At 63.0% G+C, this 26286-nt stretch carries 22 protein-coding genes; 8 read left to right on the forward strand and 14 right to left on the reverse strand.

Annotation, left to right across the window (positions count from 1 at the left end):
- Positions 1-6: 6 nt before the first annotated feature.
- The 6 genes from JMY24_RS13400 to JMY24_RS13425 all read right to left on the reverse strand — a co-directional run bounded on the left by JMY24_RS13400 (position 7) and on the right by JMY24_RS13425 (position 7689).
- Positions 7-651: a ubiquinone biosynthesis accessory factor UbiJ gene (locus JMY24_RS13400; protein ID WP_128594249.1), complete on the reverse strand. Its 645-nt coding sequence runs from the start codon at positions 649-651 to the stop codon at positions 7-9.
- Between the two features lie 165 nt (positions 652-816).
- Positions 817-1806: a Tim44 domain-containing protein gene (locus JMY24_RS13405; RefSeq protein ID WP_201702230.1), complete on the reverse strand. Its 990-nt coding sequence runs from the start codon at positions 1804-1806 to the stop codon at positions 817-819.
- Positions 1807-1843: 37 nt separating this feature from the next.
- The gene (gene ubiE / locus JMY24_RS13410; RefSeq protein ID WP_020069624.1) at positions 1844-2575 is read right to left on the reverse strand and encodes a bifunctional demethylmenaquinone methyltransferase/2-methoxy-6-polyprenyl-1,4-benzoquinol methylase UbiE; all 732 of its coding nucleotides are present in this window, start codon (positions 2573-2575) and stop codon (positions 1844-1846) included.
- Positions 2576-2642: 67 nt separating this feature from the next.
- On the reverse strand, positions 2643-3056 hold the full coding sequence (locus JMY24_RS13415; protein WP_128588258.1) for a gamma-butyrobetaine hydroxylase family protein: 414 nt from the start codon (positions 3054-3056) through the stop codon (positions 2643-2645).
- A 78-nt stretch (positions 3057-3134) separates the two neighbouring features.
- Positions 3135-3563 (reverse strand): HIT family protein, encoded by a 429-nt coding sequence (locus tag JMY24_RS13420; protein WP_201702232.1) that lies wholly within the window; start codon positions 3561-3563, stop codon positions 3135-3137.
- A gap of 34 nt (positions 3564-3597) precedes the next feature.
- On the reverse strand, positions 3598-7689 hold the full coding sequence (locus JMY24_RS13425) for a DUF3683 domain-containing protein (RefSeq protein WP_128594247.1): 4092 nt from the start codon (positions 7687-7689) through the stop codon (positions 3598-3600).
- Between the two features lie 495 nt (positions 7690-8184).
- Between JMY24_RS13425 and JMY24_RS13430 the strand changes: the two genes are divergently transcribed.
- The 6 genes from JMY24_RS13430 to queF all read left to right on the forward strand — a co-directional run bounded on the left by JMY24_RS13430 (position 8185) and on the right by queF (position 12402).
- Entirely contained in the window at positions 8185-8403 is a 219-nt protein-coding gene (locus JMY24_RS13430) for an MARCKS-like protein (protein WP_128594246.1), read from the forward strand.
- Between the two features lie 35 nt (positions 8404-8438).
- Positions 8439-8615, forward strand: a complete 177-nt coding sequence (locus JMY24_RS13435) for a hypothetical protein (RefSeq protein ID WP_164853390.1) — start codon at positions 8439-8441, stop codon at positions 8613-8615.
- A gap of 37 nt (positions 8616-8652) precedes the next feature.
- On the forward strand, positions 8653-9024 hold the full coding sequence (locus JMY24_RS13440; protein WP_128588264.1) for a hypothetical protein: 372 nt from the start codon (positions 8653-8655) through the stop codon (positions 9022-9024).
- Between the two features lie 66 nt (positions 9025-9090).
- Complete coding sequence (ilvA, locus tag JMY24_RS13445) at positions 9091-10656, forward strand: threonine ammonia-lyase, biosynthetic (RefSeq protein WP_268960781.1); 1566 nt, start codon at positions 9091-9093, stop codon at positions 10654-10656.
- A gap of 22 nt (positions 10657-10678) precedes the next feature.
- Positions 10679-11581: a 5'-nucleotidase gene (locus JMY24_RS13450; protein WP_128594245.1), complete on the forward strand. Its 903-nt coding sequence runs from the start codon at positions 10679-10681 to the stop codon at positions 11579-11581.
- Entirely contained in the window at positions 11578-12402 is an 825-nt protein-coding gene (gene queF / locus JMY24_RS13455; RefSeq protein WP_128594244.1) for an NADPH-dependent 7-cyano-7-deazaguanine reductase QueF, read from the forward strand. Before JMY24_RS13450 ends, queF begins: the two co-directional genes overlap by 4 nt.
- Before the next feature lie 57 nt (positions 12403-12459).
- Here queF and JMY24_RS13460 read toward each other — a convergent pair whose 3' ends face one another.
- The 3 genes from JMY24_RS13460 to JMY24_RS13470 form a co-directional block, all read right to left on the reverse strand.
- Positions 12460-12846, reverse strand: coding sequence for a RidA family protein (locus JMY24_RS13460; RefSeq protein ID WP_128586072.1), 387 nt, complete (start codon positions 12844-12846; stop codon positions 12460-12462).
- A gap of 75 nt (positions 12847-12921) precedes the next feature.
- Positions 12922-14403, reverse strand: coding sequence for an N-acyl-D-amino-acid deacylase family protein (locus JMY24_RS13465; RefSeq protein WP_128594243.1), 1482 nt, complete (start codon positions 14401-14403; stop codon positions 12922-12924).
- 3 nt (positions 14404-14406) lie between these two features.
- Positions 14407-15297, reverse strand: coding sequence for a MurR/RpiR family transcriptional regulator (locus tag JMY24_RS13470; RefSeq protein WP_128586074.1), 891 nt, complete (start codon positions 15295-15297; stop codon positions 14407-14409).
- A gap of 165 nt (positions 15298-15462) precedes the next feature.
- Here JMY24_RS13470 and JMY24_RS13475 point away from each other — a divergent pair, with 165 nt between their 5' ends.
- Positions 15463-16740, forward strand: a complete 1278-nt coding sequence (locus JMY24_RS13475; protein WP_128594241.1) for an amino acid deaminase — start codon at positions 15463-15465, stop codon at positions 16738-16740.
- Between the two features lie 90 nt (positions 16741-16830).
- On the opposite strand, the gene JMY24_RS13480 is transcribed toward JMY24_RS13475, so the two are convergent.
- Together JMY24_RS13480 and JMY24_RS13485 are read right to left on the reverse strand one after the other, a co-directional pair.
- Complete coding sequence (locus JMY24_RS13480) at positions 16831-17349, reverse strand: MarR family winged helix-turn-helix transcriptional regulator (protein ID WP_128594240.1); 519 nt, start codon at positions 17347-17349, stop codon at positions 16831-16833.
- 29 nt (positions 17350-17378) lie between these two features.
- Complete coding sequence (locus JMY24_RS13485) at positions 17379-18974, reverse strand: MDR family MFS transporter (protein ID WP_128594239.1); 1596 nt, start codon at positions 18972-18974, stop codon at positions 17379-17381.
- A gap of 138 nt (positions 18975-19112) precedes the next feature.
- Here JMY24_RS13485 and JMY24_RS13490 point away from each other — a divergent pair, with 138 nt between their 5' ends.
- Entirely contained in the window at positions 19113-19955 is an 843-nt protein-coding gene (locus tag JMY24_RS13490) for an EcsC family protein (RefSeq protein ID WP_128594238.1), read from the forward strand.
- Here the strand turns inward: JMY24_RS13490 and JMY24_RS13495 are convergent.
- From JMY24_RS13495 to JMY24_RS13505, 3 genes are all read right to left on the reverse strand, one after another.
- Positions 19925-20887: an alpha/beta hydrolase gene (locus tag JMY24_RS13495; protein WP_201702234.1), complete on the reverse strand. Its 963-nt coding sequence runs from the start codon at positions 20885-20887 to the stop codon at positions 19925-19927. The two genes, JMY24_RS13490 and JMY24_RS13495, sit on opposite strands and share 31 nt — an antisense overlap.
- Before the next feature lie 132 nt (positions 20888-21019).
- The gene (locus JMY24_RS13500; protein ID WP_128586079.1) at positions 21020-21454 is read right to left on the reverse strand and encodes a CHRD domain-containing protein; all 435 of its coding nucleotides are present in this window, start codon (positions 21452-21454) and stop codon (positions 21020-21022) included.
- 352 nt (positions 21455-21806) lie between these two features.
- Positions 21807-26282, reverse strand: a complete 4476-nt coding sequence (locus tag JMY24_RS13505; protein ID WP_201702235.1) for an ATP-binding protein — start codon at positions 26280-26282, stop codon at positions 21807-21809.
- Positions 26283-26286: the final 4 nt, after the last annotated feature.

A 26286-nucleotide genomic window follows, 5' to 3' on the forward strand; every position in this document is an offset into this window, starting at 1 on the left:
CGGTGACTAGCGCGTGCCGCGCAACGTGGCGGCGCCGCCCGGCATATCTGCGCCGTGGGCTTCGACCTTCTGTTCAAGACGCTGAATACGTTTTTCGACTCGCGCCAACGCGTCGCGGGCCTGCGCCAGTTCTGCGTTGAAGTCTTTCAGCGCGGCGCGGCGCACGAGTTGAGGGTTCTCGTCGAGCAGATATTCGGTGGCCGTATCGAGCAGATTGCGGCCGGTGCGCTGCACATGCTCACCGACCGTGCGTACGATCGACGCAACCCGCCACGCGGGGCCGTCCCCGATCAGCTTCGCCAGATCCTCCTCCGGTTCCCAGCGCAAATGCTCGGCGAGTTTGGCGATGACCGTGGCGAACTCCGCGTCGCCTTCAATCTTCACGTGTTTCATGACAGCCGCCTGGCCGCCCTGCACGAAAGCGGGCAACGCGTCGGACGGGACCGAGATGCTGACGTCGAACTGTTGTGTGTCGCTTGCGCCGACCGTGGTCAGATAGCCGTCGGGCTGCACCAGCAGCATCAGCACGACAGGCGGCGACGACAGTCTGGCGGTCCTGCCCGCATAAGGGGCGAGGCGCTCACGTGCCCACGATTCGCGGGCGAGCAGATGATTGACAGCAGCAGCGAAAGGCTTGGCGGCGAGAGTCATTGACAGTGGCAAGAAAAAACCCGCGCGAGCGAGTGCTCGCGCGGGTTCCTATTGTAACGTCCGTTCGCTTCGCGGCTTGCTCGGCTGAACGGCTAACTGCGGGCCGGCCGCAGGCCAACCTTGTACGCGAACGCGGGGCAAACAGCGCTGCGCGCCCGCGGCATCTCAATGCTGCGCGAGTTGCTGGATGCCGGCCAGCAGCCAGCCTTCGCCCGGACGGTTCGCCTTCGACAGGTTCCACACTTCGACGAACGGCTGCGCCGCCGCACCCGGCGTTTCACGGATCAGGCCGGAGAAGCGCACGCTCGCGAAGTATTCGTTCGCACGTTCCTCGACGCCCAACAGATCGGCGTTGAGCTGCACGACGTCCGTCTGGTTCGTTTCGGCGCCGCGCGACGCGAGGTCGACGCGGATCTCCGCGAACATTTCCGGCGTGGTGAATTCGCGGATGTCGTCGATATTGCCGACGTCCCATGCGGCCTGCAGGCGCACGAAGTACACCTTCGCGTTACGCAGGAACGCTTCGGAATCGAAGCCCGGCGGCACGCTGGGCGTTGCATTGACGGACGGCGTGGTCAGCGGATTGCCCTGCGGTTCGAGATACGAGCCCGTAGGTGGCGCGCTGTAGCGCGGCTCCTGCGTGTAACCCGTGGCACCCGAATTCAGCGACGGCGACTGCCCCGCGTAAGCCGGCTGCGACGTATCGCGCTTGCGGCCCATGAAGCGGCGGATCAACCAGATGCCGACCATGGCGAGCAGTGCGATCACGATGATATTGGCCATTGCACCCGCGAACGCGCCACCCAAACCGAAGTGCGACAGCAGCGCTGCGATACCGAGACCGGCTGCCAGACCCGCGATCGGTCCGAGCCAGCGCGAGCGGTTAGGTTGCGGCGCTGGAGCCGGTGCGGGCGCGGGCGCCGGTTGCGCGCGCTGCATGCCCGGATTGGACGGGGAAGGCTGCGAAGGCGCAGCCTGTTGCTGAACGGTGTTCGACTGACGGCCAAAACTACGGCCACCGCCCATGCGGCGAGCTTCCGCATCGAGCGAGGCGACGGAGCCGACCACGATCAGGCCGACCATCGCGATCAGTCCGATTCGTCTAGCCAGCGACCGCTTCACCTTACGGGGAGATAACACGGCTGAATCGGACATTTTGGCACTTTCCTTTAAAAACGATGGGTTAGGAACCCTAGTATTTGGTCCCCACATGTAAAGCTACCACGCCAGCTGACAAATTGTAATATTTGACGCCATCAAGGCCGGCTTGTTCCATCATTGTTTTTAAGGTTTCCTGATCCGGATGCATCCGGATCGATTCCGCGAGGTAGCGGTAGCTTTCCGCGTCTTTCGCAAAGCGCTCGCCGAGCCACGGCAAGACCTTGAACGAATAGACATCGTAGGCCTTTTTCAACGGATCCCATACCTTCGAGAATTCGAGAACGAGCAGACGGCCTGCCGGCTTCAGGACGCGGCGCATTTCCGCCAACGCGACGTCCTTGTGCGTCATATTGCGCAAGCCGAATGCCACGGTCACAACGTCGAAGTAATTGTCCGGGAAAGGAATCTTCTCGGCGTCGCAGAGCAGCGCCGGTGTGATCACGCCTTTGTCGAGCAAACGGTCGCGGCCCACGCGCAGCATGGATTCGTTGATGTCCGTGTGCCAGACTTCGCCCGTTTCGCCCGCCTGCTTTGCAAACGCTTTGGAGAGATCGCCCGTGCCGCCCGCGATGTCGAGCACCTTGTAGCCCGGTCGCACGTTGGCCTGGGCGATCGTGAACATCTTCCACGCCCGGTGCAATCCGCCCGACATCAGGTCGTTCATCAAGTCGTAGTTGGCGGCAACCGAGTGGAACACACCCGCCACCTTCTGCGCTTTTTCCTGTTCGTCGACCGATTGAAAGCCGAAGTGGGTTTTGCTCATCGCGCTTGTCCTTTCGCGTATTCTGAAATGTTGCGCCGCATCAGTGCGGCGAGTCAGGCGAATCGTATCAGTGACGGTGACCGTGCGCAGCGCCGGCTGAAGGCATTGGCGCGTCGCGGTCGACGCCCGCCGCCGCCAGTCTGTCGAGATACGCGCGCCAGAGTTCGTCCTGGCGCCGCGCCATGTCGTAGAGCAGGTCCCACGAATAGATGCCGGTGGAGTGCCCGTCGGAGAACGTCGGCTGGATCGCGTAGTTGCCCACGCCCTCGACCATCGTGATCGTGACGTCGCGCTTGCCGGTTTGCAGCGTTTCCTGCCCTGGGCCGTGGCCCTGCACTTCCGCCGACGGCGAATACACGCGCAGCAGTTCGAACGGCAGCCGATACGATTCGCCGCTTGCGTACTGCAGTTCGAGCACGCGCGACTTCGAATGCACGACGACGCCGGTCGGCACCGGAGTATCGGGAGTCAATCCGCTCATCATGGCCTCATTAGAAAGCGCCGCCGCACCGAAGGTCGCCCTTGAAACGGCACGGCGCGAAGGAATGGTTAGTGGCGCTCAGCCAAGAGCCTGTTCGATTTCCTGCCGCACCGCTTCGCGCAACAGGGTGGCTTGCGCGCGGCGCGACGACAGCATCGCCTCGGACACCGTGCGCTGACGCGGCGCCCAGATGGGCAGCGGGAAATGAGCGTCGTTCGAGAAACGCGGAATCACGTGCCAGTGCACATGCGGCACCTGGTTGCCGAGGCTCGCGAGATTCACCTTTGCCGGGTGCAGGATGCGCCGCATTGCGCGCTCCACGGCGTACACGGCCTTCATCACACGATCTCGGCCAGCGGCGTCGAGGTCCGAGAACTCCGCCACATGCTCATTCCAGATCACGCGGCAAAAGCCCGGGTAATCGTGTTCGTCGGCAAGGACGACGCGCAAGGTGTCGTCCTGCCACAGCACATCGCCGCCATCTTCACGGCAAAAAACGCAGTCCATCGTCGTCCTCAGGCAAAAATCGTCAGTCGTGCCATTAAACCAGCACGCGCTCGATTCCGCCATTGTTCGCCCGCTGCACGTAGTCGACCATCCAGTCTTCTCCGAGCACATGACGCGCCATTTCGACAACGATGTAATCGGCCTCGATGCCCGCGTCTTCGTTGTAACGCGACAAACCTTGCAGGCAGGACGGGCAGCTCGTCAGGATCTTCACGTCGGTGGCGCCCTTGGGCTGCGGACCGTCGCCGGCCTTCAGCACCGAGCCGTTCGCCGCACCCGCCGTGCCGGCCGATGCATTGGCCGGGTTGATTGCGTTCGCGCCGGCCTCGGCGAGCAGAGGAATGCCGCGCAATTTCGCAGCGCCCTTGCGGATTTCCTCTTCCTTGCGGAAACGCACCTGCGTCGAAATGTCAGGACGCGTGACCGCGAGCGTGCCCGACTCACCGCAGCAGCGATCGTTCTTCTCGATCTTGTAACCGTCTTTCTCCGAGCCCATCAGCGAGTTGACGAGCTTGACCGGGTCCATCGTCTTGATCGGCGTGTGGCAAGGGTCGTGGTACATGTAACGCACGCCGTTCACGCCGTCGAGCTTCATGCCTTTTTCCAGCAGGAACTCATGAATGTCGATGATCCGGCAACCCGGGAAAATCTTGTCGAATTCATAACCGGCGAGCTGGTCGTAACACGTGCCGCACGACACCACCACGGTCTTGATGTCGAGATAGTTCAGCGTATTCGCTACGCGGTGAAACAGCACGCGGTTGTCGGTAACGATCTGCTCGGCCTTGTCGTACTGCCCGGAGCCGCGCTGCGGATAGCCGCAGCACAGGTAGCCCGGCGGCAACACCGTTTGCACGCCCGCTTCCCACAACATGGCCTGCGTCGCGAGGCCGACTTGCGAGAAGAGCCGCTCGGAACCGCAGCCGGGAAAGTAGAACACCGCTTCCGTGTCGGCCGTGGTCGTCTTCGGATTGCGGATGATCGGGACGATCTTGTTGTCCTCGATATCGAGCAACGCGCGCGCGGTTTTCTTCGGCAGATTGCCCGGCATCTTCTTGTTCATGAAGTGGATCACCTGCTGCGTGACCGGCGGCTTGCCGACCGTTGCGGGCGGGTGCGCCGTCTGTTTCTTCGCGAACTTCTTCAGTACGTCGTTGCCGAGGCGTTGCGCCTTGTAGCCGATACCCATCATCGCCGTACGCGCGAGGTTGATGGTCTGCGGATTCGTCGCGTTGAGGAAGAACATGCCGGCCGCGTTGCCCGGATTGAACTTCTTCTTGCCCATCTTGCGCAGCAGGTTGCGCATGTTCATGGTCACGTCGCCGAAGTCGATCTTCACCGGACACGGCGTCACGCATTTGTGACACACGGTGCAGTGATCGGCGACGTCGTTGAACTCGTCCCAGTGCTTGATCGACACGCCGCGGCGCGTCTGCTCTTCGTACAGGAACGCCTCGACCAGCAGCGAGGTCGCAAGGATCTTGTTGCGCGGGCTGTACAGCAGGTTCGCGCGCGGCACGTGCGTCGCGCAGACCGGCTTGCACTTGCCGCAGCGCAGGCAGTCTTTGATGGACTCGGAAATCGCGCCGATGTCGGACTGCTGCATGATCAGCGATTCGTAGCCCATCAGGCCGAAGCTCGGCGTGTAGGCATTGCGCAGATCGGCGCCTTCGAGCAGTTTGCCCGCGTTGAAGCGTCCATGCGGATCGACGCGCTTTTTGTACGCGCGGAATTCGCCGATTTCGTCGTCGGTCAGGAATTCCAGCTTGGTGATGCCGATGCCGTGCTCGCCGGAAATCACGCCGTCGAGCGAACGCGCGAGCTTCATGATGCGCGCGACCGCAGTGTGGGCGTCCTGCAGCATCTCGTAGTTATCGGAGTTCACCGGCAGGTTCGTATGCACGTTGCCGTCGCCCGCGTGCATATGCAGCGCGACGAACACGCGACCACGCAGCACCTGCTTGTGGATCGCCTGCGCTTCGTCGAGGATCGGCTCGAACTCGCCGCCATTGAAGATCAGCCGCAACTCGGCGCGAATCTCCTGCTTCCAGGACACGCGGATGGTGCGGTCCTGCGTGACGTCGAACACCGTGGCGCCGGACTGCGTGTCGACGCGGTCGGCGAACTTCTCGGCAAGCGCTTCGTAACCCAGACCGACCAGATAGTGCTGCGCTTCGCGCAACGACAGATCGAGCTTGTCGCGCAGGAATTCCCAACGCGTGCGTACGCGCTTCAGCAGATCGAGCGCCTGTTGAACGCGGTCTTCCAGCAGTTCCGCACTCGGAATTTCATTGGCGTCGTCGCTCTTGCCGAGCGGCAGCTTGCCTGCCTTGAAGAATGCTTCGAGCGCGTCGACCAGTTGCAGCTTGTTCTTGATCGACAACTCGATGTTGATCCGCTCGATGCCGTCCGTGTACTCGCCCATGCGGTCGAGCGGGATCACCACGTCTTCGTTGATCTTGAACGCGTTGGTGTGCTTTGCGATTGCGGCAGTACGGCTGCGGTCGAGCCAGAAGCGCTTGCGCGCCTCGGCGCTCACCGCGACGAAGCCTTCACCGCTCTTGCCGTTGGCCATGCGCACGACTTCGGACGTGGCTTGCGCGACCGCGTCAGCGTCATTGCCGACGATGTCGCCGATCAGCACCATCTTCGGAAACGCGTTGCGCTTGCTCTTGGTCGCATAGCCGACCGCGCGCAGATAGCGCTCGTCGAGGTGTTCGAGGCCGGCGAGAATCGCGCCGCCCTGCTTCGACGTTTCGAACAGGTAGTCCTTGATTTCGACGATGCTCGGAATCGCCTCGCGCGCCTGGCCGAAGAATTCGAGGCAGACGGTGCGCGTATGCGCGGGCATTTTGTGCAGCACCCAGCGTGCTGACGTGATGAGACCGTCGCAGCCTTCCTTCTGCACGCCGGGCAGCCCGGCGAGGAACTTGTCGGTGACGTCCTTGCCGAGGCCTTCCTTACGGAACACGCGGCCTTTGATGTCGAGCGACTCGGTACGCAGCAGCTTCTCTCCCGGCGCATGGTTGCCGTCGAACCATTTCAGCTCGAAACGCGCGACCTCGATATCGTGAATCTTGCCGAGATTGTGATCCAGACGCGTGACTTCGAGCCAGTTGCCTTCCGGGTCGACCATGCGCCACCAGGCGAGGTTGTCGAGCGCCGTGCCCCACAGCACCGCTTTCTTGCCGCCCGCGTTCATCGCGACGTTGCCGCCGACGCAGGACGCGTCGAGCGAGGTCGGATCGACGGCGAACACGAAGCCGGCCTGCTCGGCCGCCTCGGTCACGCGCCGCGTGACCACGCCTGCGCCCGAGAAAATGGTCGGCACCTTGCGGTCGACGCCCGGCAGTTCGGTCATTTCCACCGCGCCGAGCTGTTCGAGCTTTTCGGTGTTGATCACGGCCGAGAACGGCGTGAGCGGAACGGCGCCGCCCGTGTAGCCGGTGCCGCCTCCACGCGGAATCACCGTCAGCCCGAGCTCGAAACACGCCTTGATCATGCCGGCAATCTCGGCTTCGGTATCGGGCGTGAGTACGACGAACGGATACTCGACACGCCAGTCAGTCGCGTCGGTCACGTGCGACACGCGGGACAAACCGTCGAACTTGATGTTGTCTTTTTCGGTGACGCGGCCCAGCACCTTCGTCGCGCGGCGGCGCAGATCGTAAGTCTTCTGAAATTCGCTTTCGAACTCGTCGACGGCGCGGCGCGCGGCCTGCACCAGCGTTTCGACACGCGCCGCACGGTCTACGCCCGCTTCATCGCCATGTTCAGTCAGATCGGCGCGGCGGCGCTTCTCGATCTCGGACAGACGGTGATGCAACGCCTCGATCAACATTGCGCGGCGTTTCGGGTTGTCGAGCAGATCGTCCTGCAAATACGGATTGCGGCGCACCACCCAGATGTCGCCGAGCACTTCGTAGAGCATGCGCGCCGAGCGGCCGGTGCGGCGCTCCGCGCGCAGTTCGGCAAGCGCCGCCCATGCGTCGTCGCCTAGCAGGCGGATGACGATTTCGCGGTCGGAGAACGACGTGTAGTTGTAGGGAATCTCGCGCAGGCGCGCTTCGGGATCGGCGACCGCAGCGGCGGCTCCGTGCGGATCGAAAACTTGAGGTGCGTTCATGTTTGGACGACTCGGTGGGTCAGTCATGCGCGCTCATGGCGAGGCGCCGGCTGACGGTGCGCGTGGGGCGCAATGCTTGGAAATCTTCTTGGGTAGCGAAGCGCCACCGACGGCATGTCCACGTCGGTCGCTTCGCGGCGCTCAGATACAGCTACACGATCGTGCGTGGCGGACATGACGCTCCGCCGCGGGGCAAGACTCACGCGGGGCGGGCATCAAGTGGGCGATCCGAGGCTGCCAGTGCATCTTCCGATCCTTATTCCAAAATGGAATTCTACCGCATCGGCCCGCCACGCGTTGACGGTTGAAATGGGAGCCGTGGCGGCTCTGACGGCGCGCAACCCCCACTGCGGCGCGGGCCGCGCGGCGTCGATGGCCCTGTGTCGATCATGCGACTTTTGTCACCATCAGCCAGAAGATGCCGACGAAAGCAAAGAACGCGGCATGCGGGATGCTGATCGACTACGTGAAACCAGGCATCTACGGAGGCGCACGATGTCCGACCCCGACACGAGGAACACCGAGCATATCGAGCAGCAACCGGTGCCCGGCCATACCGAGAACATTCCCAGCGACGGCTCGGACGAGCGGCGCGACGGGGAATCCGGGACCCAGCGCCTGGAAGATGTCGCACCGAGCGCCGCCCCCGACACGAAACCCGGCACGCCGCCGGGCACGCAAAGCGACGCCGACCGCACGCGCTCGCCTGACTGAGCGCGAATTTCACCGATCACGATAAGGAGCCCCTGATGACAAGCGAATCCGCCCGCCCAACGCCGCCGCGTCAGACGCCGAACGACCCGACTGCCGGCGACCGGCGTCTGTCCGACGAACAAAAGCAATCGACCAGGAACGAACCCGCGCCGCCTAAGCCTGGTAGCGGCGCGAATCTGCCCGACCCGAAGGAAGTCGGCGAAGCCGGCTGAATCACATCTGCGACGCGAAATCACAAGGAGAATCGCGATGGCAAGCAAGCAACCCGCCGCGTCCGCGGCGCTTCGGGCCACGTTCAGGCTGTTCGCCAACGGCGAGCGCGTCATTGCGCAAAACCCGGACGGCAAGCTGATCGACATCGGCGCGATGGAAAAGAAAGGCGACCGCTACACCGTGCGGCTCGACGTCGATCCGCTCGATCTGCAACCGTCGCATTCGGTCGACGCGGCGTTGCGCGCCGTCTCTTCGCAGCTGAACTTCGATTATCTCGACGGGCTTTTCACGAGCGAGGGCCCCGTCGAATTTCACGGCGACCTGTTCGCGCTGCCGCATGTCGAATGGCAACTCGATGAACCGCTGCCCCGCGAACTCACCGACGGCAGGCCGCCGCATATTTTCTAGACCGCGTGCGGCGGGCCGCGCGGCCCGACGACCTGTGAGGCCAGTGCATGCGGCGTTGGCGCTATCATTGATGCTTTTCCGCCTTCCAGAGCGCATCGCGCCACCCGCATGGCCTCCCACGACTACCTGAAGAAAACCCTCACCGCGCGCGTCTATGACGTGGCCCGCGAGACCGAACTCGAACGCGCGCCGCAACTGTCGGCGCGCCTGCGCAATCCGGTCTATCTGAAGCGCGAGGACAACCAGCCGGTGTTCTCGTTCAAGGTGCGCGGCGCGTACAACAAGATGGCGCACATTCCCGCCGAGGCACTGACGCGCGGCGTGATCACCGCGTCGGCGGGCAATCATGCGCAGGGCGTGGCGCTGTCTGCGGCACGCATGGGCGTGAAGGCGATCATCGTCGTGCCGGTCACCACGCCGCAGGTCAAGGTCGACGCCGTGCGCGCGCATGGCGGCCCGACCGTCGAGGTCGTGCAGTTCGGCGAATCGTATAGCGATGCGTACGGCCACGCGGTGCAACTGCAGGAAGAGCGCGGGCTGACCTTCGTGCATCCGTTTGACGATCCGTATGTGATCGCTGGGCAAGGCACGGTTGCAATGGAAATCCTCAGCCAGCATCAGGGCCCGATTCACGCGATCTTCGTGCCGATCGGCGGCGGCGGACTCGCGGCGGGTGTCGCGGCGTATGTGAAATCGGTGCGTCCCGAGATCAAGGTGATCGGCGTGCAAACCGACGATTCGTGCGCGATGGCCGCATCGCTGAAAGCCGGCGAGCGCGTCACGTTAAACGAAGTCGGCCTGTTCTCGGACGGCACCGCGGTGAAGCTCGTCGGCGAAGAAACCTTCCGCCTGTGCAGCGAATATCTCGACGACGTGCTGCTCGTGAACACCGACGCGCTGTGCGCCGCAATCAAGGACGTCTTTCAGGACACGCGCAGCGTGCTCGAACCGGCGGGCTCGCTGGCGGTGGCGGGCGCAAAACAGTATGCGGAGCGCGAAGGCATCGAGAACCAGACGCTGATCGCGATCACGTCGGGCGCGAACATGAACTTCGACCGCATGCGCTTCGTGGCCGAGCGCGCGGAAGTGGGCGAGGCGCGCGAGGCGGTGTTCGCGGTGACGATTCCCGAAGAGCGCGGCAGCTTCAAGCGCTTTTGCGAACTGGTCGGCACGCGCAGCGTCACCGAATTCAATTACCGGATCGCGCAGGCCGAGTCCGCGCATATTTTCGTCGGCGTGCAGATCAGGAACCGCAGCGAATCGGCGCAGATTGCGGGCGCCTTCGAGGCGCACAATTTTGCCACCGTCGATCTGACGTTCGATGAACTCTCGAAGCAGCACATCCGTTACATGGTCGGCGGCCGCTCGCCGCTCGCGCATGACGAACGCCTGTTCCGCTTCGAGTTTCCCGAGCGGCCGGGCGCGCTGATGAAGTTTCTATCGTCGATGGCACCTGACTGGAATATCAGCCTCTTTCACTACCGGAATCAGGGCGCGGACTACAGTTCGATTCTCGTCGGCATTCAGGTGCCGGAGACGGACAACGCGGAGTTCGAGCGCTTTCTCGCCACACTCGGGTATCCGCATTGGGAAGAGACGCACAATCCGGTGTATCGGCTGTTTCTTGCCTGAATTTTTGGACTGAAACGCGCAGATGGTTCTCTCGCTTGTCGACAAACTGGTGGTGGCGATATCGTCGCGCGCGCTCTTCGATTTCGAGGAAGAGAACCGCGTGTACGAAGACGGCGACCTTCAGTCGTATGAAGCGCTGCAGCGCGACCGGCTGAACGTGCCCGCGAAACCTGGCGTCGCGTTCCCTCTGATCCGCAAGCTGCTGGCGTTAAACGCAGGCGGTCATCGCGTGGAAGTGGTGATCCTGTCGCGCAGCGATCCGATCAGCGGACTGCGCGCGTTTCATTCGTGCCGCGAACACGGGCTCGCCATCGAGCGCGGCGTCTTCACACGCGGCCGTGCGCCGTTCGGATATCTGAAGCCGTTGAACGCGTCGCTGTTTCTCTCGGCTAATCAGGACGACGTGCGCGACGCGCTGGCCGCCGGTTTTCCGGCTGCACGCGTGCTGCCGGAATCGGCGAAAATGGCGAGTAAGTATCCGGACGAAATCCGCATTGCTTTCGACGGCGACGCGGTTCTCTTTTCCGACGAAGCGGAGCGCGTGTTTCAGAAGGACGGCCTGCGCGCCTTCGTCGGCCATGAGACGCACAACAAGGATTTGCCGCTCGCGGACGGGCCGCTCAAGCCCTTGCTCGAAGCGCTTCACCGGCTGCAAAAACTCGCGGATCAAGCCGCGCCCATGCATATTCGTACGGCATTGGTGACGGCGCGTTCGGCGCCCGCGCACGAGCGCGCGATCCGAACGCTGATGGCCTGGAACATCGAAATCGACGAAGCGATGTTCCTCGGCGGCCTCGACAAGAGCGCATTTTTGCGCGAGTTCGAGCCGGACTTTTTCTTCGACGACCAAATTGGCCATTGCGAATCGGCCCGCGTCGTGACGGCGACCGGGCACGTGCTGAGTGGCATCGTGAATGCATCATGACACCCGAACAATCACCGCTGGGTAAGGCTTCCACTTACACCGAACAGTACGACGCCTCGCTGCTCTTTCCGATTGCGCGCAGCAACGCGCGCGACGGGATCGGCATTGGCGCGCAATTGCCGTTCTTCGGCACGGACATCTGGAACGCGTATGAATTGTCGTGGCTGAATCAGCGCGGCAAGCCGCAGATTGCGGTGGCAACCTTCTTCGTGCCCGCCGAGTCGCCGAATATCGTCGAGTCGAAGTCGTTCAAGCTTTATCTCGGCTCGTTCGCGCAGACCGCGTTCGAGTCGATCGACGCGGTGCGCGACACGATCAAGCGCGACGTGTCCGCGTCTTGCGGCGCGACCGTCTCCGTTCATCTGACTGCCCCGCACGATTTCGGCAAATTGCAGATGGAAGAATTCGAGGGCATGTCGCTCGACCGGCTGGATCTCGACACGGATATCTACCAGCCCGACGCCTCACTGCTGAAAGCGGCGTTAGACGAAGCGCCTGTCGAGGAGACGCTGTTTTCGAACTTGTTGAAGTCGAATTGTCCGGTGACCGGGCAACCCGATTGGGGCAGCGTGCAGATTCACTACGTCGGCCCGCAGATCGATCAGGCGGGCTTGCTGCGCTACATCATCTCGTACCGTAATCACACGGGTTTTCACGAGCAATGCGTCGAGAAAATTTTTATCGATGTGCTGAAGGCGTGCAAACCGGTCAAGCTCGCGGTCTATGCGCGCTATACGCGGCGCGGCGGGCTCGATATCAACCCGTTCCGCACCAACTACAACCTGCCGATGCCGGACAACATGCGGCTCGCGCGTCAGTAAGCAAGCAAAGTATCGCCGCGGGTTCTCACAGTCATCGCCCGCGGCGAACCAGATGCTTCAAGCCGTCGGCTTCTTATAAGCGACGCAATCCACTTCGACCCTGCAGTCGATCACCATCGACGAAACGACACACGCGCGCGCCGGCGGATTGTCACCGAAGTATTCGCGGAACACCTTGTTGAACGAAGCGAAGTCGCGCGGATCGTCGAGCCACACGCCGCAGCGGACCACATGCTCCGCGCCGTAGCCTGCTTCCTTCAGAATCGCGAACACGTTCTGGATCGCCTTGTGCGATTGCTCGACAATTCCGCCGTTGATCACTTCGCCGTTTTCCATCGGCGTTTGCCCGGAAACGAACAGCCAGCCGTCCGCTTCGACTGCACGCGCAAACGGCATATGTTGACCGCCCGTTCCCTTCCCGCCTTCAACGCCATATCGCTTCATCGTCATACTCCTTAAAAGTCGAGCGCGCGTGCTCATTGCGGCGCGCGCGCCTTGATAGATCGTTCGATCAGATAATCAGAATGCGCCCTGCGCATCGCCTTTCGACGCCGCGCCGCGCGCGACGAAGTGCCCGGCGCGCTCGCCCGTTACCTCGCCGTTGCGGTAAGACAGCACGCCGTTCACCCACACTGCGTCGATGCCGTCAGCCGCCTGTTGCGGCTTTTCGAATGTCGCCGCGTCACGCACCTTGGCCGGGTCGAACAGCACCAGGTCGGCGTGATAGCCGATATGCACCTCGCCGCGTTGCGCAAGGCCGAAGCGCCGCGCCGACAGACTCGTCATCTTGCGCACCGCTTCTTCGAGCGGCAGCAGACCGGCGTCGCGCGCGTAATGGCCGAGCACGCGCGGAAACGCGCCCCACAACCGCGGATGCGGCAGCGGATCGTTCGGCAAGCCGTCCGAGCCGACCATTGTCGCGGGGTGCGACAGGATGCGCCGCACGTCTTCCTCGGACATGTTGTGATAGACCGCGCCCGCGGGTTGCAGGCGCTTGCCCGCTTCCTGCTGCGTGACGCCCCACTCGGCGGCAATTTCTTTGACGAGCTTGCCGGCCATTTCCGGATGCGGTTCCGACCACGTAATCGTGATGTCGATGTCGCCGGTGACCTGCTTCAGGTCGAGCGTCGACGAACTGCGGTTGTACGGATAGCAATCGCAACCGATAGGCTGCATGCGCCGCGCGCCTTCGAGCGAACTCAGCACTTCGACGCTGCGCCCCCAGTTCGACGGGCCCGCGCATTTCAGATGCGAGATGATCACCGGCACATGCGCGTGACGGCCCACGCGATACGCTTCGTCCATTGCGTCGAGAATCGCGTCGAACTCCGTGCGCATATGCGTGGTGTACAGCGCGCCGGCGGCGGCGAGCGGTTCGGCAAGCGCCATGACTTCCTCGGTGGGCGCGGCGAACGCCGAGCCGTAGGCGAGCCCTGAACTCAACCCGAGCGCGCCGTTGGCCAGCGCTTCTTCGAGTTGCGCGCGCATGCCGTCGATTTCCTGCGGCGTGGCCGCGCGGTCGAGCCGGTCCATCTGGTTGTTGCGCAACGCGGTGTGTCCGATCAGCGCGCCGACATTCACGGCCGGACGCGCAGCATTCACCGCCTTCACGTAGTCCGCGAAGGTTGGATACTGGAACGCGTCGCGCTCGCCGAGCAGATTCATCGGATCGGGCGGATCGCCCTTCAGCGCAACGGGCGACGCGCTAATGCCGCAGTTGCCGACGATCACCGTCGTCACGCCTTGTGTGATCTTCGGCAGCATTTGCGGCGAGCGGATCACGTGCGTGTCGTCGTGCGTGTGAACGTCGATGAAACCGGGCGCCAATGCCCGGCCTTCAGCCTCGATCACTTCTTCGGCGAGCCAGTTCGACAGATTGCCGATCGCGACGATGCGCCCGTCGCGGACCGCGACGTCGCGCTCGGCAGGCGGCGCGCCCGTGCCGTCATACAGTTGCGCGCCGACTATCAGCGTATCGGCGGCTTCGGGATGCGAGTGCATGAATCAGTCTCCTAACGGTTGTCGATCGCCGCCGCCGCGGTGCGTGTCGAGCGCGTGCTTCATGCGGCGCAGCAATTCGCGGCTCTCGTCTCCTTGACTGACGGCAAGTTCGGTGACGAGCACATCGAGCGCCATCATCATTGCGTAGCGCGACGACGACGGCTTGTAAATGAAGTCTGTCTCAAACGCGACGATCGGGATGACCCAGTCGGCCAGCTTCGCCAACGGCGACGCCGGGGCGGTCAGTGCGATCACCGTTGCGCCGTAGCTGCGCGCGATCTTGCAGTTCTCCACCATCTCCGGCACGCGGCCCGTTGTGGACAACGCGATCACGACGCTTTCACGCGATACGGTGCTCGCGACCATGCGCTGCAACAAGCCGTCCTGATAAGTGGCTACGGGCCGGCCCAGCCGCACCAGTCTAAAACGCATTTCGTCGGCGAGCGCGGTCGAGCCGCCGCCCATGCCGAACACATAGATCATGCGCGCGGCCCGCAGCGCAGCTGCGGCACGCCCAAGCGGCGCCTGGCGCAGCAGTTGATGATTATGCGCGAGCGCCGTCTGCAGTTCGTCGAACACGCGGGTCGCGATGTGCTCGGGCGCGTCGTTCGCGGTGCCCGGCTGCAAAAAGCGCTGACCGACCGCGGCCGCCTGTGCGAGCCGCAGCTTCAGCTCGCGGACGTCGCGGCAGCCCACCGCCTTGGCAAACCGCGTGACGGTCGCAACGCTCACCTGCGCCTGCTGCGCGAGCGCGCCGATGCTGGCGCGCGAGGCGCCCGTCAGATCGTCCAGGATCAGCGCGGCGACTTTGCGTTCAGCCGAGCGCAACCCGGGCGCACATTCGGCGATGCGCGCGACGATGTCGAATGCCAGCGGTTCGGCGGTTGAGTTCATTAAAGCTCGTGGGATACCGCGCGGAGGCTTGCGACGGCTGACAGCGATTGACAGCGCCGCATTGGCCCAGCTTGGTACTAAATAACATTTCTTCGACCATCGTACTTTCGGTAAGATGGTAAAGTCAACTTCGATGCAATTTAACCGGACGATGGAGCAGGAGACATGAAAGTTACAAACTATCAGGGCGCTACGATTGATCCTTATAGCAAGGGCTTGGGCATGGTTCCGGGCGCCAGCATCCAGCTCACGGACGCCGCGCGTCTGGAGTGGAATCTGCTGAACGAAGACGTGAGCCTGCCCGCCGCCGTGCTTTACACCGACCGCGTCGAGCACAACCTGAAATGGATGCAGGCGTTCGTTGCCGAATACGGTGTCAAGCTCGCGCCGCACGGCAAGACGACCATGGCGCCGCAACTGTTCCGCCGTCAATTGGAAACCGGTGCGTGGGGCATCACGCTCGCCACCGCGCATCAGGTTCGCGCGGCTTATCACGGCGGCGTCTCGCGCGTGCTGATGGCGAATCAGCTGGTGGGCCGCCGCAACATGATGATGGTCGCAGAGCTGCTCAGCGATCCGGACTTCGAGTTCTTTTGCCTCGTCGATTCAGTTGATGGCGTCGAGCAGTTGGGGCAGTTCTTCACATCGGTGAAGAAGCCATTGCAAGTGCTGCTCGAGCTTGGCGTGCCGGGCGGCCGCACAGGCGTGCGCGATGAAGCGCAGCGCAACGCGGTGCTCGAAGCAATCGCGCGTTATCCCGATGTGCTCAGGCTCGCCGGCGTCGAGTTGTACGAAGGCGTGCTGAAGGAAGAACACGAAGTACGCGAGTTCCTGCAAAGCGCGGTCGCGGTCACGCGCGCGCTCCTCGACGAAAGACGTTTCGATCGCACGCCGGCTATCCTGTCGGGCGCGGGTTCCGCATGGTACGACGTGGTCGCCGAGGAATTCGTGAAGGCGTCGGAGACCGGCAAGGTAGAGGTCGTGCTGCGTCCGGGCTGCTATCTGACGCATGACGTCGGCATTTATCGCAAGGCGCAGACGGATATCCTGGCGCGCAATCCGGTCGCGAAGAAGATGGGCGAAGGCTTGCTGCCTGCCTTGCAATTGTGGGCCTACGTGCAGTCCATTCCCGAGCCGGATCGCGCGATCATCGGTCTGGGCAAGCGCGACTCCGCATTCGACGCGGGCCTGCCCGAACCGGCGCGCCATTATCGGCCGGGCAATCAGGCGCCGCGCGACATAGCGGTAAGCGAAGGGTGGGAGATTTTCGGCTTGATGGATCAGCACGCGTACTTGCGGATTCCCGCGGGCGCCGATCTGAAAGTCGGCGACATGATCGCGTTCGACATCTCGCATCCGTGCCTGACGTTCGATAAGTGGCGTCAGGTGCTGGTGCTCGACCCTGCTTATCGCGTTACTGAGGTGATCGAAACGTTTTTCTAATTGTTCTTGTGTTTCTATAGACGGCGAGCGGCGTTGCGATGGGGCGCGCCGCTCGCGCTCTTAATGCTCTGCTCGCCGCGCAAACCGCCGTCAGGCACGTTGCTTCACCGCCAGCCGATCGACGGGCGGCTGCCCGTCGTCAGCGGTGACATCGCCGGTTGTTTCCGCGCCGTTCGCCGCGGACACCACTTCGCCAATCCTCGCCTCGAGCATTTTCAGCGCGCCGGACAGCGCGCTCATAGCGTCGTCCGGCAGCGCGGCCATTGTGTCGTGAAGAAAAGCGTTGCGGCGCGGCAGGCTCGCTTCGGTTGCGGACAAGCCCGCTTCGGTCAGGCGTACATTGGTCACGCGGTTATCGCGCGAGTCCATGCTGCGCGCTATCCAGCCCAATCCTTCGAGCGCTTTCAACTGGCGGGTCAATGCGCCGGGATCGACCCGCAAGCGTTCGACAAGCCGCTTCTGCGACGATTCGCCCGCCTGCTCATGCAGCGCGAGCATGATGCGCCAGCGCGGCAGCGGGTGGCCGACTTGCGCCTCGAACGCCGACATGAACGCACGGTAAGTGCGGCCGAATTGCTGCATGACGGCTATGCGGTCCTGTTCTTCCATGATGGTTCAGTAAAACTCAAAATCTAGAATCAGTCGGCGTGAATAACCGGTTCGAGCTTACGCTGAAGCTTGATCGGCGGAACACGGCGGCTTTGCCATACCGACACCACGGCGATGATTGCCGCCATGGCCAGACCTAAATGAATCGCGGCTACGAGCGTTTCGCGCGCGCTTTCCAGAAGCACGGCGCCGTTATGTCCAGCTTGTGCGAGCTCGCTGAGCACGCGTGCTTGTGCTTCGTGGTTGATCAGAATCTGCGGATCGCCCAGGTCCGTGAACCATTGCGATGCGCGCTCGTTGTCAAGCGCACTGCGCACGCCGCTCGCGTACATATGGCTGACCAGCGTTCCGGTGAGCGCCGTGCCGATCATGCCGCCAATCATCCGCAGCGATTGCAGCAGCGCCGTTGCGATGCCGAGATGCTCGCGACCGGCCGTCTGCTGCGCGAAGATCGTCAGGTTCGGCATAACGAAACCGAGGCCGAGTCCACCGAGCACCATGAACGACATGAGTAGCCACTGCGGCATGGAGCGCGTTGCGACGACCACGCCCAGACACGCGAGCGCGAGCAGCGCGAAGCCGACGTACAGCATCAGGTTCGGATTGCGCACGCGCGAAATGACGCGTCCGTTGGCAATACTGCCGATCGTAATGAACACGACGAGTGGCGTGATGACGAGGCCCGCTTCCTTCGGCGACATGCCAAAGCCGCCCTGGAACAGCAGCGGCGCGTAAAAGAGCAGCGAGAACATCGTGAAGCCGCCGAGCACCGCCAGTGTAAAGAGCGCTGCGAGACTTGGATTGCGGAACATGTCGACGGGAAGGATTGCCGTAGGGCAGCGTTTCTCCCATTGCCACAACGCATACGCCGAGACGACGCTCAGCACGAGCAACGCGCACGCGCTCAATGTGAGCCCATGCTTCGGCACCAATTCGACGAACAGTTGCAGCGAGCCGAGCGCAACCGCGATCAGCGCGGCGCCGGGCCAGTCGAGCCGCATCTTGCCTTCGTGCTCCACATGTCGCAGATGCGGCAGAAAGCGCCAGACGAAGAACAGAGACAGCAAGCCGACCGGCAGATTCACGTAAAAGACCGAGCGCCAGCCGTAGTACTGCGTCAGAAAGCCACCGAGCGATGGACCGACAGCATTGGCGATGCCGAATGCCGAACTCATCAACACCTGCCAGCGCAGACGCACGACGGAGTCCGGAAAAAGATCGGCAATACAGGCAAACGCGGTGCCGACCAGCATGCCGCCGCCGATGCCCTGCAAGCCGCGCGCGAGCACGAGAAACAGCATGTTGTTCGCGACGCCGCACAACACGGACGCGCCGGTGAACACGACAATCGACGCGATCACGAACGGCTTGCGTCCGTAATAGTCGCCGAGGCGCCCGAAAATCGGCACGGTGATCACCGAAGTGAGCAGATACGACGTCGCCACCCACGCGTAAAGCTCGAAACCCTTGAGTTCGGCGACGATAGTAGGCAGCGCGGTGCCGACCACCGTTTGGTCGAGCGCGACCAGCATGGTGACAAACGAGATGCCGAGCATCGCCAGAAGCGATTCCCGGAACGGTAAGACTTGCCCACTCGAATGGTGGGCCGCGGTGTGGACAGCCATTTTTGATAGAGCAACAGTTGACTCGTCAAATGATTGGGAATCATACCATGCGTTCGCGCTCTAAGCAGGACGTTCGGGCGCGCCAGACGGCGCGCAGAATCCGCTGAAAACGCACATTAAACGACGCTAGGGAGGCACATGGAGCCGAGTTCGCTCGCAACACAATCGCTGTCCGAAGAGGACCTCAGAGCGCTGCGGCGCGCGAAACACGAATTGGAAAGTCCCGCGCTGGCAATGAAACTGGCGAGCATCGTCGGCGCGCCGCTGGAGAAATTGATTTCGCGTATGCCGGCGTTCGCAAATGAAAAGGTCACGGACGCGACCGAGCTGGCGTTGCGCAAATGTCTGTCCATTGCGCTGCGCACGCTTGGCCGGCGCGACAGCGCGTCGCCCTTGCTTGCGCCGGAGAAGCCGAGCAACCTGCTGCACAAGTTCGCGGTGGCCACGACCGGCGCAGCCGGCGGCGCATTCGGCCTCTTTGCGCTGCCCGTCGAGTTGCCCGTGACCACCACGCTCATGTTCCGCTCGATCTGCGATATTGCCCGCAGCGAGGGCGAGGATCTGACGGCGGTCGACACCCAACTCCAATGTCTGACAGTGCTGGGCATGGGCGGCACATCGGCCGCAGACGACGACGCCGACTTCGGCTACTTCATCATGCGCGGCGCGCTGGCGCAGGCGGTGTCGAAAGCGTCGTCGGAAATGGCGACGAAGGGATTCACCGCACACGGCTCGGCTGCCTTGCTGCGCCTGCTGCATTCGATCGCCGCGCGCTTCTCGGTGCAGGTGAGCGAACAGATCGCCGCGAAGTCCATTCCGGCGATCGGCGCCGTGCTCGGCGCGATGGTCAACACCGTGTTTATCGACCACTTCCAGCAGGTCGCGCACGGCCATTTCACCGTGCGGCGGCTCGAGCGGCAGTACGGCGAGCAGACGGTAAAGGCCGCCTATCAGACTATCGACGTCGCTCTGGATACCTGAGCGGCATTGGCCGCGCGGCTCGTCACGCGCCCGACGAAGGCGGCGGCGCGATCGAGCGCACGGTTCGCCTCGGGGATGAACGGCGCGAAGATCGGCCACACATGCGGCATCTTCTCCCACACCTCCAGTTCACAATCGACGCCTGCCGCGCGCGCGTTCGCCGCCACGCGCCGCGAATCGTCGAGCAGAACCTCGGTGCTGCCCGCCATCATGAAAAGCGGCGGCAAGCCGCGCAGGTCCGCATAAAACGGCGACGCATACGGATGCGTGGCCGGCATATCGCCTAGATAGACTTTTGCTGCTTTGGCGATTGCGGGGCCGCTAAACATTGGATCGGCGCCGTCGTTGTCGACAATGCTGGCGCCCGTTGCTGCCAGGTCGGTCCACGGCGAGAACAGCACGGCGCCTGCGGGCAGCGGATCGCCCGCGTCGCGCAGCGCGACCAAAGTAGCGAGTGCAAGACCGCCGCCGGCTGAATCGCCGGCGATCACGACCGATTCGGGCTTCGTGCCTTCAGCGATCAAGTGACGATAAGCAGCAGTTGCATCGTCGAGTGCGGCCGGAAAGCGATGTTCAGGCGCGAGGCGGTAGTCGAGCGAAAAGACCGGCGCGTTCGCGCGCGTTGCGAGACCGAAGACAATCGAGCGATGGCTGCGCGGCGAGCAGAAGTAATAGCCGCCGCCGTGGCAATACAGCACCGTGGGTCGCGCGCCGGTTGCCGGTTCACCCGAGCGCTCGATCCATTCGCCGCGCAGGGGTTTGCCGTCCGCGCCGTCCAGTTCTCGCAGACGCCAGCCACGCGGCACATCGGGCGACCAGGCTCGCTTCGCCGTCAATGCGCGCGCTTTCTCGACATCGATATGCGGCTTCAGGGTTTGAGGGCGAAACTGCCTGCGCAAAAACCAGCACGCGAGTGCGCTTTGCCAACTCATTGGGACATCCTCCTTGGAAAATGTCCCATCATGGTACGTGCGTTGGCCGCCACGCCGGTGGACGGCGGCTTCTAATCTTGCTAAAGATCGCGGCAACGCGTTGGCGAGGCGCCGCTTGAGGGATCTTCTTGCCTAGTTCGCGGGCATGACTTGCCCACGAATCTCACCCGTGGGGTTTTGCGCGGTGTGAATGTTGAAGTACCACTGGCCCGCCATCAGATCGGTTACCTGCTGTTCGGTGAGAGCAGCAGACCCTTTCATTGGACTTGCGAGCGCGCTTTTGTCGATCGGCACCTGTACCTTGGCATTTTGTCCGACCGGCGCCGGCCCGTGAAAATGCGCGGCAGTCACGGGGCCGCTGAGGCCCTCGTAGCTCACGGTCCATTGCAGGGATTTCGTCGACGTGTCGAACGTTGCGTTCAGCGTGCCATGCCCGTGACTTACACGAGGCGGCACTTCGCTGGAAGGCTCCAAAGCCGCTTTCAACGCGACGGTGTCCGCGAACGCGACACCCGCCGTTACGGCCCACAACGCCACAATCAGGTTGAGTTTTTTTAGCGTAATCATGGTCTTCTCCGACTAGATGCGCCGCCGCGCCGACACCTCGGTCACGCGCGAAGCCATCACATACTAGTGCAAATCTTCGAATGACGCCTGTAGCGAAGGGCGCGTCGGTCTGCGGTCCAAACCGCGCCGTTGATTCGCTTGTAACGATTTTCCGAACAATTATTTGCAGATTCTGCACTGAATCATCTGCGTTAACCCGAGTATGCTTTGGCCTCGCGAGAAGTGACTCCTTCATCGAGGGATGTCTCCAAATCTTTAACGCGGCTTCGGCCGCGTTTTTTTTCGCCCGTTGATTGCAGTGTGGTTGCCGGCAATACTGTCTTGCCGGTGGGTCCCCCGAATGGCGGCGCGCTCAGGCCAGCAATGCCGCCTGGTGCTCGATGCCGTCAAGCATGGCATTGCACTTGTCGATCAGCGCGAGTCCGTCATTACGCACGCGCTCAGGTGCGCTCGAGATATCGCGGCGATATTCGTCGAGCGCGCTGATGAGCGGCGGGTATTGCAGCACGCTCGCCGCGCCCGCGACCCGGTGAAGCCACTCGCGCACGCGCACGGTGTCCGCGTCCTCCAGCAACGGCGACAGTGACTGAATGTCTTCGCGCACGGAAGAAACAAACGAATCGAGCAACGCCTTGACCGTCGATTCGCTGCCCCACAATTGCGTCATTTGATTGAGGTCGACCGGAACGAAGGCCGAGCCGCCCGCTGCCGACGAGTCTGTCGCCTCCTCGATATCAGCGTTATCGGCGGGTGCCGCCTGCCAGGCACTGTCAGTGCCGAACCAGCGGCTCAGATATTCACGCAACGTAGCGAGGCGCGTCGGCTTGACGAGATTGTCGTCCATGCCCGCCTCGCGGCAGAGGCTCAGGTCTTCGGGCGCCGTGTTGGCGGTGATGCCCAGAATCGGCAGACGGTGCGAGCCACCCTGCTCGCGCTCACGCTCCCGGATGCGCCGCGTCAGTTCATAGCCCGATACGTTGGGCATATGACAGTCCGTAATCAGACATCCGTAACTGGTGTGTTCGAGCGCGGCGAGCGCTTCGGCACCGTCGTTCGCGACGTCGCACGCGAAACCGAGCAGCGCCAGTTGATGGCGAATGAGTTCCTGATTCACCGGATGATCTTCAGCGACGAGAATCAGGCGTCCGCTCGCGATCGCCCGCTCGCGGTCCGGCGGCGCGGTGATGCCTTCATGCATGCGCGGCACGCCAACCGACGGCGCCGGCACCGACTGAAGGCCCGTCATGGCGGCAGCGCACGCCGCACCGAGCCCGCGCCACGATATCGGGTTGATGCTCAGGCGAACGTTGTCATCAAGAATGCGGTAGCCCGTGGGCTTTGGCTTTTCCGTGAGGGATATCACGCGCAGTTTGCATCTGACGTTGGCAGGCAGCACCACGTCCTCGCTCACGAACAGCAGATCCACGCTGCTTAGAGCGACGCGGCAACGCAACTGCGCAAAGTCGGCTGGAACCCGGCGCAGATCCAGTCCCAATGCCTTTCCGAAGTCGACGAGAGCCTGACCGACTCGCGCGTCGTTGGTCGCCACGAGACAGCGCTTGCCGCGCAAGCCGCTCACCGAGTAACGCTGTGTCTCGACGGGCATGCTGAGCCGCACCGTCATGCGCGTGCCGCGGTTGAGTTCGCTGTCTAGCGTGAGCGAACCGTTCATCAGTTCGATCAGCTTGCGGCAGATGGTCAGGCCAAGGCCCGTGCCGCCGAAGCGGCGCGTGGTGGACGACTCCGCCTGCACGAACGGCTCGAACAGTTTTGCCTGCACGTCCGCCGCTATGCCGATACCGGTGTCCTCGACGACCATCTCGATTGTCTGAAGGTCGCCCGTTTGCGCGAGCACCGCCACGCTCACGTCCACCTGACCTTCGGGAGTGAACTTGATTGCGTTGCCGAGCAGATTGAACAGGATCTGACGCAATCTCACGCTGTCGCCTCGTAGCGTGGCCGCTACGTCCGACGCAATATTCACCCTCACTTTCAGGCCCTTCTCGTGCGCTCTGCCCGCGAGCAAGCCCACGGCGTTGTCGACCAGTTCGCGCAGGTCGATGGGCTCTGCTTCGATGGTCAACCGTCCCGCGTCGATTTTCGAGTAATCGAGTAAGTCGTCGAGAATCTGCAGTAGCGCGCCCGCCGACTCGTGGATCATGCCGAGCATCTCGCCCTGGTCCGCGTTGAGCGGCGTGCGCTCGAGCACTTCGACCAGCCCGAGTACACCGTTCATAGGCGTGCGGATTTCGTGGCTCATCATTGCGAAGAAGTCGTCTTTCGCACGCGACGCTGCTTCAGCCGCATCGCGCGCGCGGGCCAGCTCCTCGGCGCGCGCGTGTTCGATGCTCGCGTCGACCCAGTAGCCGCTCCAAACGACGCTTGCGTCAGCCTCGCGACGCGGCACCAGTTCCGCTCGCGCCCACTTGACCTCCGCATCGCAGCGCATGCGGAATTCGATCAGCACCGGCGTTTCAAGACGAGCCGAGCGCTCGAGCTCGGCAATCACGAACGAACGGTCTTGCTCGTGGATACGGTCGAAGTCCACACGATCGCGGCTGCCCGCCACCCCGTTGCCGCGTCCAAGCAGAAGTTTGGTGTCCCCACCGATGTAAGGGAACGAATAAGCACCGCCTGACGTGCGGCGCAACTGGAACACGACTGCCGGCAAGGAACGCGTGACGTCGAAGAGCCGCCGCTCCGTGTCGCGCGCGCGCATTTCCGCGCGGCGTATGTTGGTGATATCGACCATGGTGCCGAGTACGCAGACCGGCTCGCCGTCGTTGCCGCGGCAGATGCTCGTCCAGAAGAGACCGTGCCGCAGATCTCCGGCGCTGGACTCGAACTGCAGCTCGACCTGGGCCATGTCCCCGCCTTGCAGCAGGTCGCGGGTCATATCGGCGAGCACCCGGCTGTTGGCCTCGCCCCATGTCTGGACCTCCATCGTGCTGCGTCCGATAACCGCCTCGCGGCTTAGCCCGCACGCTCGCTCGTAGGCGCCGTTCACTGCGATGTAGCGGCCCTGCAGATCCTGGGCAACGAGCGGATAGGGAACCATCTTCATCATGGTTTCCTGGAAATTCAACTGCAGCGCCAGCTCGCGCTCGGTCTCCTTGCGGCGCCTGACTTCGCGTTGCAAAAGGAGATAGGCGCGCAGGGTAACGAGCAGCACGACGGCGATGCCGATCAGCACAGGTAACAGGCGCACTGCGGAAACGCTCCACGTACCGCCCGCCGGCGTGTCGCCGGTCACCCATTTTTGCCGGATGCGCTGCTTTTCCGCTGGCGGCATTGCTAGCAACGCGCGGTCGATCAGGTCGGCGAGCGGACTCAGGTCCGGACGTACGGCGAAATCGAGTGCGTCGGATTTGCCCACGGTGCCGACTACCTTCAGCACGCCTGCGTATTGCCGCTTGAGCACGATGTCGACGGCGGCCACGTTTTCCACAACGACGTCTGCTTCGCCGGAAGCAACCATGCGCAGCGCCTCGTCAAGGCTTGACGCAATGGCCAGATGATCTTTCGGAATACGCTCGAATGTGAGCGGGTCGACCCCGACAACGTGCGAGGACACCACAATGCGCCGCGCGGCGAAATCGTTGAGCGAACGGGCGGCCGGCTCGTCGTCGCGACCCACCATTACCAACGGATAGCTCTCGTACGCACGGGTGTGGCGTGCCTTCAGAAGGCGTGGGTCGTTACTCGAGCCCGTGGTGAGAATCGCGAGTTCACCGCGCTGGAACGCGTCGATCGCGGACGGCCAGTCGGGCTGCCGCGCGCGGTTGAACACGAGACCAAGCGTGCGGCTCAGGTAGGCAAGATAGTCGGCGGTCACGCCGGCCGGACGCCCGGAAGCGTCGACATAGCTGAAAGGCGGCCAGTGGCTGTCGAAGCCCACCTGCAACGGCGGAAGCGAACGTAGCCAGGCTTGTTCCTGCTGCGTCAGTTCGAGACGGGATGTGGTGGGCTCCGGCTTTGCATCGAAATTGCCGGAGAGCCAGCGAACACGAATTGCCGTGTCGTCGGCCTGGTTGATCGAGGCTAACGCGCGATCCAGCCGGTCGCGCAAGGCAACCTGACTGCGCGGCAGGCCAAAGCGCAGTTCAGCGGAGCGAGTGCTTTCCTCAAATGCGACGCGCAGGTTGCGGAACTCTTCCGTTGCGAGCGCATATTCGACGACCGGAGTGAAACCCATATAGGCGTCCGCGTCGCCATGGGCGACGGCAGCGAGCGCCGCGTGCGTAGATGTGAAAACGCTGATCCGGGCGCGCGGGAAGCGCTCGCGCAACGAGCGCTCGAGCGCAAAGCCTTTCTCTATGGCAATGGACGCCGCCGCAAGGCGCGTGGGACCTTCGTACATGTCGCCGTCCCTGCGAACGACCGTTGAGGTTGACGCACGAAAATACGGCGCGGTGAAACTGACACAACGTTCGCGCTCCGGCGTGCGTGCGAGACTCATCAACAGATCGACGTTGCCCGCGCATGCGGCGGCGAGAAGCTGCGGCATGTCGGGATATGCCTTCGCCTCGATCACAACACTCGGCCCGACCAGTGCGCGCAAATAGTCGACGCTCAGGCCTGTGAGTTGCCCGTTTTGCAGCGAGTCGAACGGCAACCAGCTATCCGCGAGTACGCCGACGGTCAGCTTCTGCGGAAAGGCACCAACGACGCGACCGGAGCCAGATTCCACGAACGGCTGCCCGATAGCCGCCACTTGAGTCGCGACAAAGAGGGATAGCCCCGCCAGCACCCATATCGACAAGCGCCGCAGCACGCGCGCTACCGTAGCGCGTTGGAACCATGTGGCAAAGAAAGAGAAGAGCGGCACGGCA

This window comes from Paraburkholderia kirstenboschensis (assembly GCF_904848585.1).
GTDB classification, from domain to species: Bacteria; Pseudomonadota; Gammaproteobacteria; order Burkholderiales; family Burkholderiaceae; genus Paraburkholderia; species Paraburkholderia kirstenboschensis.

What these genes read in the sequence shown, in the direction of transcription:
- JMY24_RS13400 (WP_128594249.1), bottom strand. Translation starts at nt 651, where the DNA reads ATGACTCTCGCCGCCAAGCCTTTCGCTGCTGCTGTCAATCATCTGCTC.
- JMY24_RS13405 (WP_201702230.1), bottom strand. Translation starts at nt 1,806, where the DNA reads ATGTCCGATTCAGCCGTGTTATCTCCCCGTAAGGTGAAGCGGTCGCTG.
- ubiE (WP_020069624.1), bottom strand. Translation starts at nt 2,575, where the DNA reads ATGAGCAAAACCCACTTCGGCTTTCAATCGGTCGACGAACAGGAAAAA.
- JMY24_RS13415 (WP_128588258.1), bottom strand. Translation starts at nt 3,056, where the DNA reads ATGAGCGGATTGACTCCCGATACTCCGGTGCCGACCGGCGTCGTCGTG.
- JMY24_RS13420 (WP_201702232.1), bottom strand. Translation starts at nt 3,563, where the DNA reads ATGGACTGCGTTTTTTGCCGTGAAGATGGCGGCGATGTGCTGTGGCAG.
- JMY24_RS13425 (WP_128594247.1), bottom strand. Translation starts at nt 7,689, where the DNA reads ATGAACGCACCTCAAGTTTTCGATCCGCACGGAGCCGCCGCTGCGGTC.
- JMY24_RS13430 (WP_128594246.1), top strand. Translation starts at nt 8,185, where the DNA reads ATGTCCGACCCCGACACGAGGAACACCGAGCATATCGAGCAGCAACCG.
- JMY24_RS13435 (WP_164853390.1), top strand. Translation starts at nt 8,439, where the DNA reads ATGACAAGCGAATCCGCCCGCCCAACGCCGCCGCGTCAGACGCCGAAC.
- JMY24_RS13440 (WP_128588264.1), top strand. Translation starts at nt 8,653, where the DNA reads ATGGCAAGCAAGCAACCCGCCGCGTCCGCGGCGCTTCGGGCCACGTTC.
- JMY24_RS13450 (WP_128594245.1), top strand. Translation starts at nt 10,679, where the DNA reads ATGGTTCTCTCGCTTGTCGACAAACTGGTGGTGGCGATATCGTCGCGC.
- queF (WP_128594244.1), top strand. Translation starts at nt 11,578, where the DNA reads ATGACACCCGAACAATCACCGCTGGGTAAGGCTTCCACTTACACCGAA.
- JMY24_RS13460 (WP_128586072.1), bottom strand. Translation starts at nt 12,846, where the DNA reads ATGAAGCGATATGGCGTTGAAGGCGGGAAGGGAACGGGCGGTCAACAT.
- JMY24_RS13465 (WP_128594243.1), bottom strand. Translation starts at nt 14,403, where the DNA reads ATGCACTCGCATCCCGAAGCCGCCGATACGCTGATAGTCGGCGCGCAA.
- JMY24_RS13470 (WP_128586074.1), bottom strand. Translation starts at nt 15,297, where the DNA reads ATGAACTCAACCGCCGAACCGCTGGCATTCGACATCGTCGCGCGCATC.
- JMY24_RS13475 (WP_128594241.1), top strand. Translation starts at nt 15,463, where the DNA reads ATGAAAGTTACAAACTATCAGGGCGCTACGATTGATCCTTATAGCAAG.
- JMY24_RS13480 (WP_128594240.1), bottom strand. Translation starts at nt 17,349, where the DNA reads ATGGAAGAACAGGACCGCATAGCCGTCATGCAGCAATTCGGCCGCACT.
- JMY24_RS13485 (WP_128594239.1), bottom strand. Translation starts at nt 18,974, where the DNA reads ATGGCTGTCCACACCGCGGCCCACCATTCGAGTGGGCAAGTCTTACCG.
- JMY24_RS13490 (WP_128594238.1), top strand. Translation starts at nt 19,113, where the DNA reads ATGGAGCCGAGTTCGCTCGCAACACAATCGCTGTCCGAAGAGGACCTC.
- JMY24_RS13495 (WP_201702234.1), bottom strand. Translation starts at nt 20,887, where the DNA reads ATGAGTTGGCAAAGCGCACTCGCGTGCTGGTTTTTGCGCAGGCAGTTT.
- JMY24_RS13500 (WP_128586079.1), bottom strand. Translation starts at nt 21,454, where the DNA reads ATGATTACGCTAAAAAAACTCAACCTGATTGTGGCGTTGTGGGCCGTA.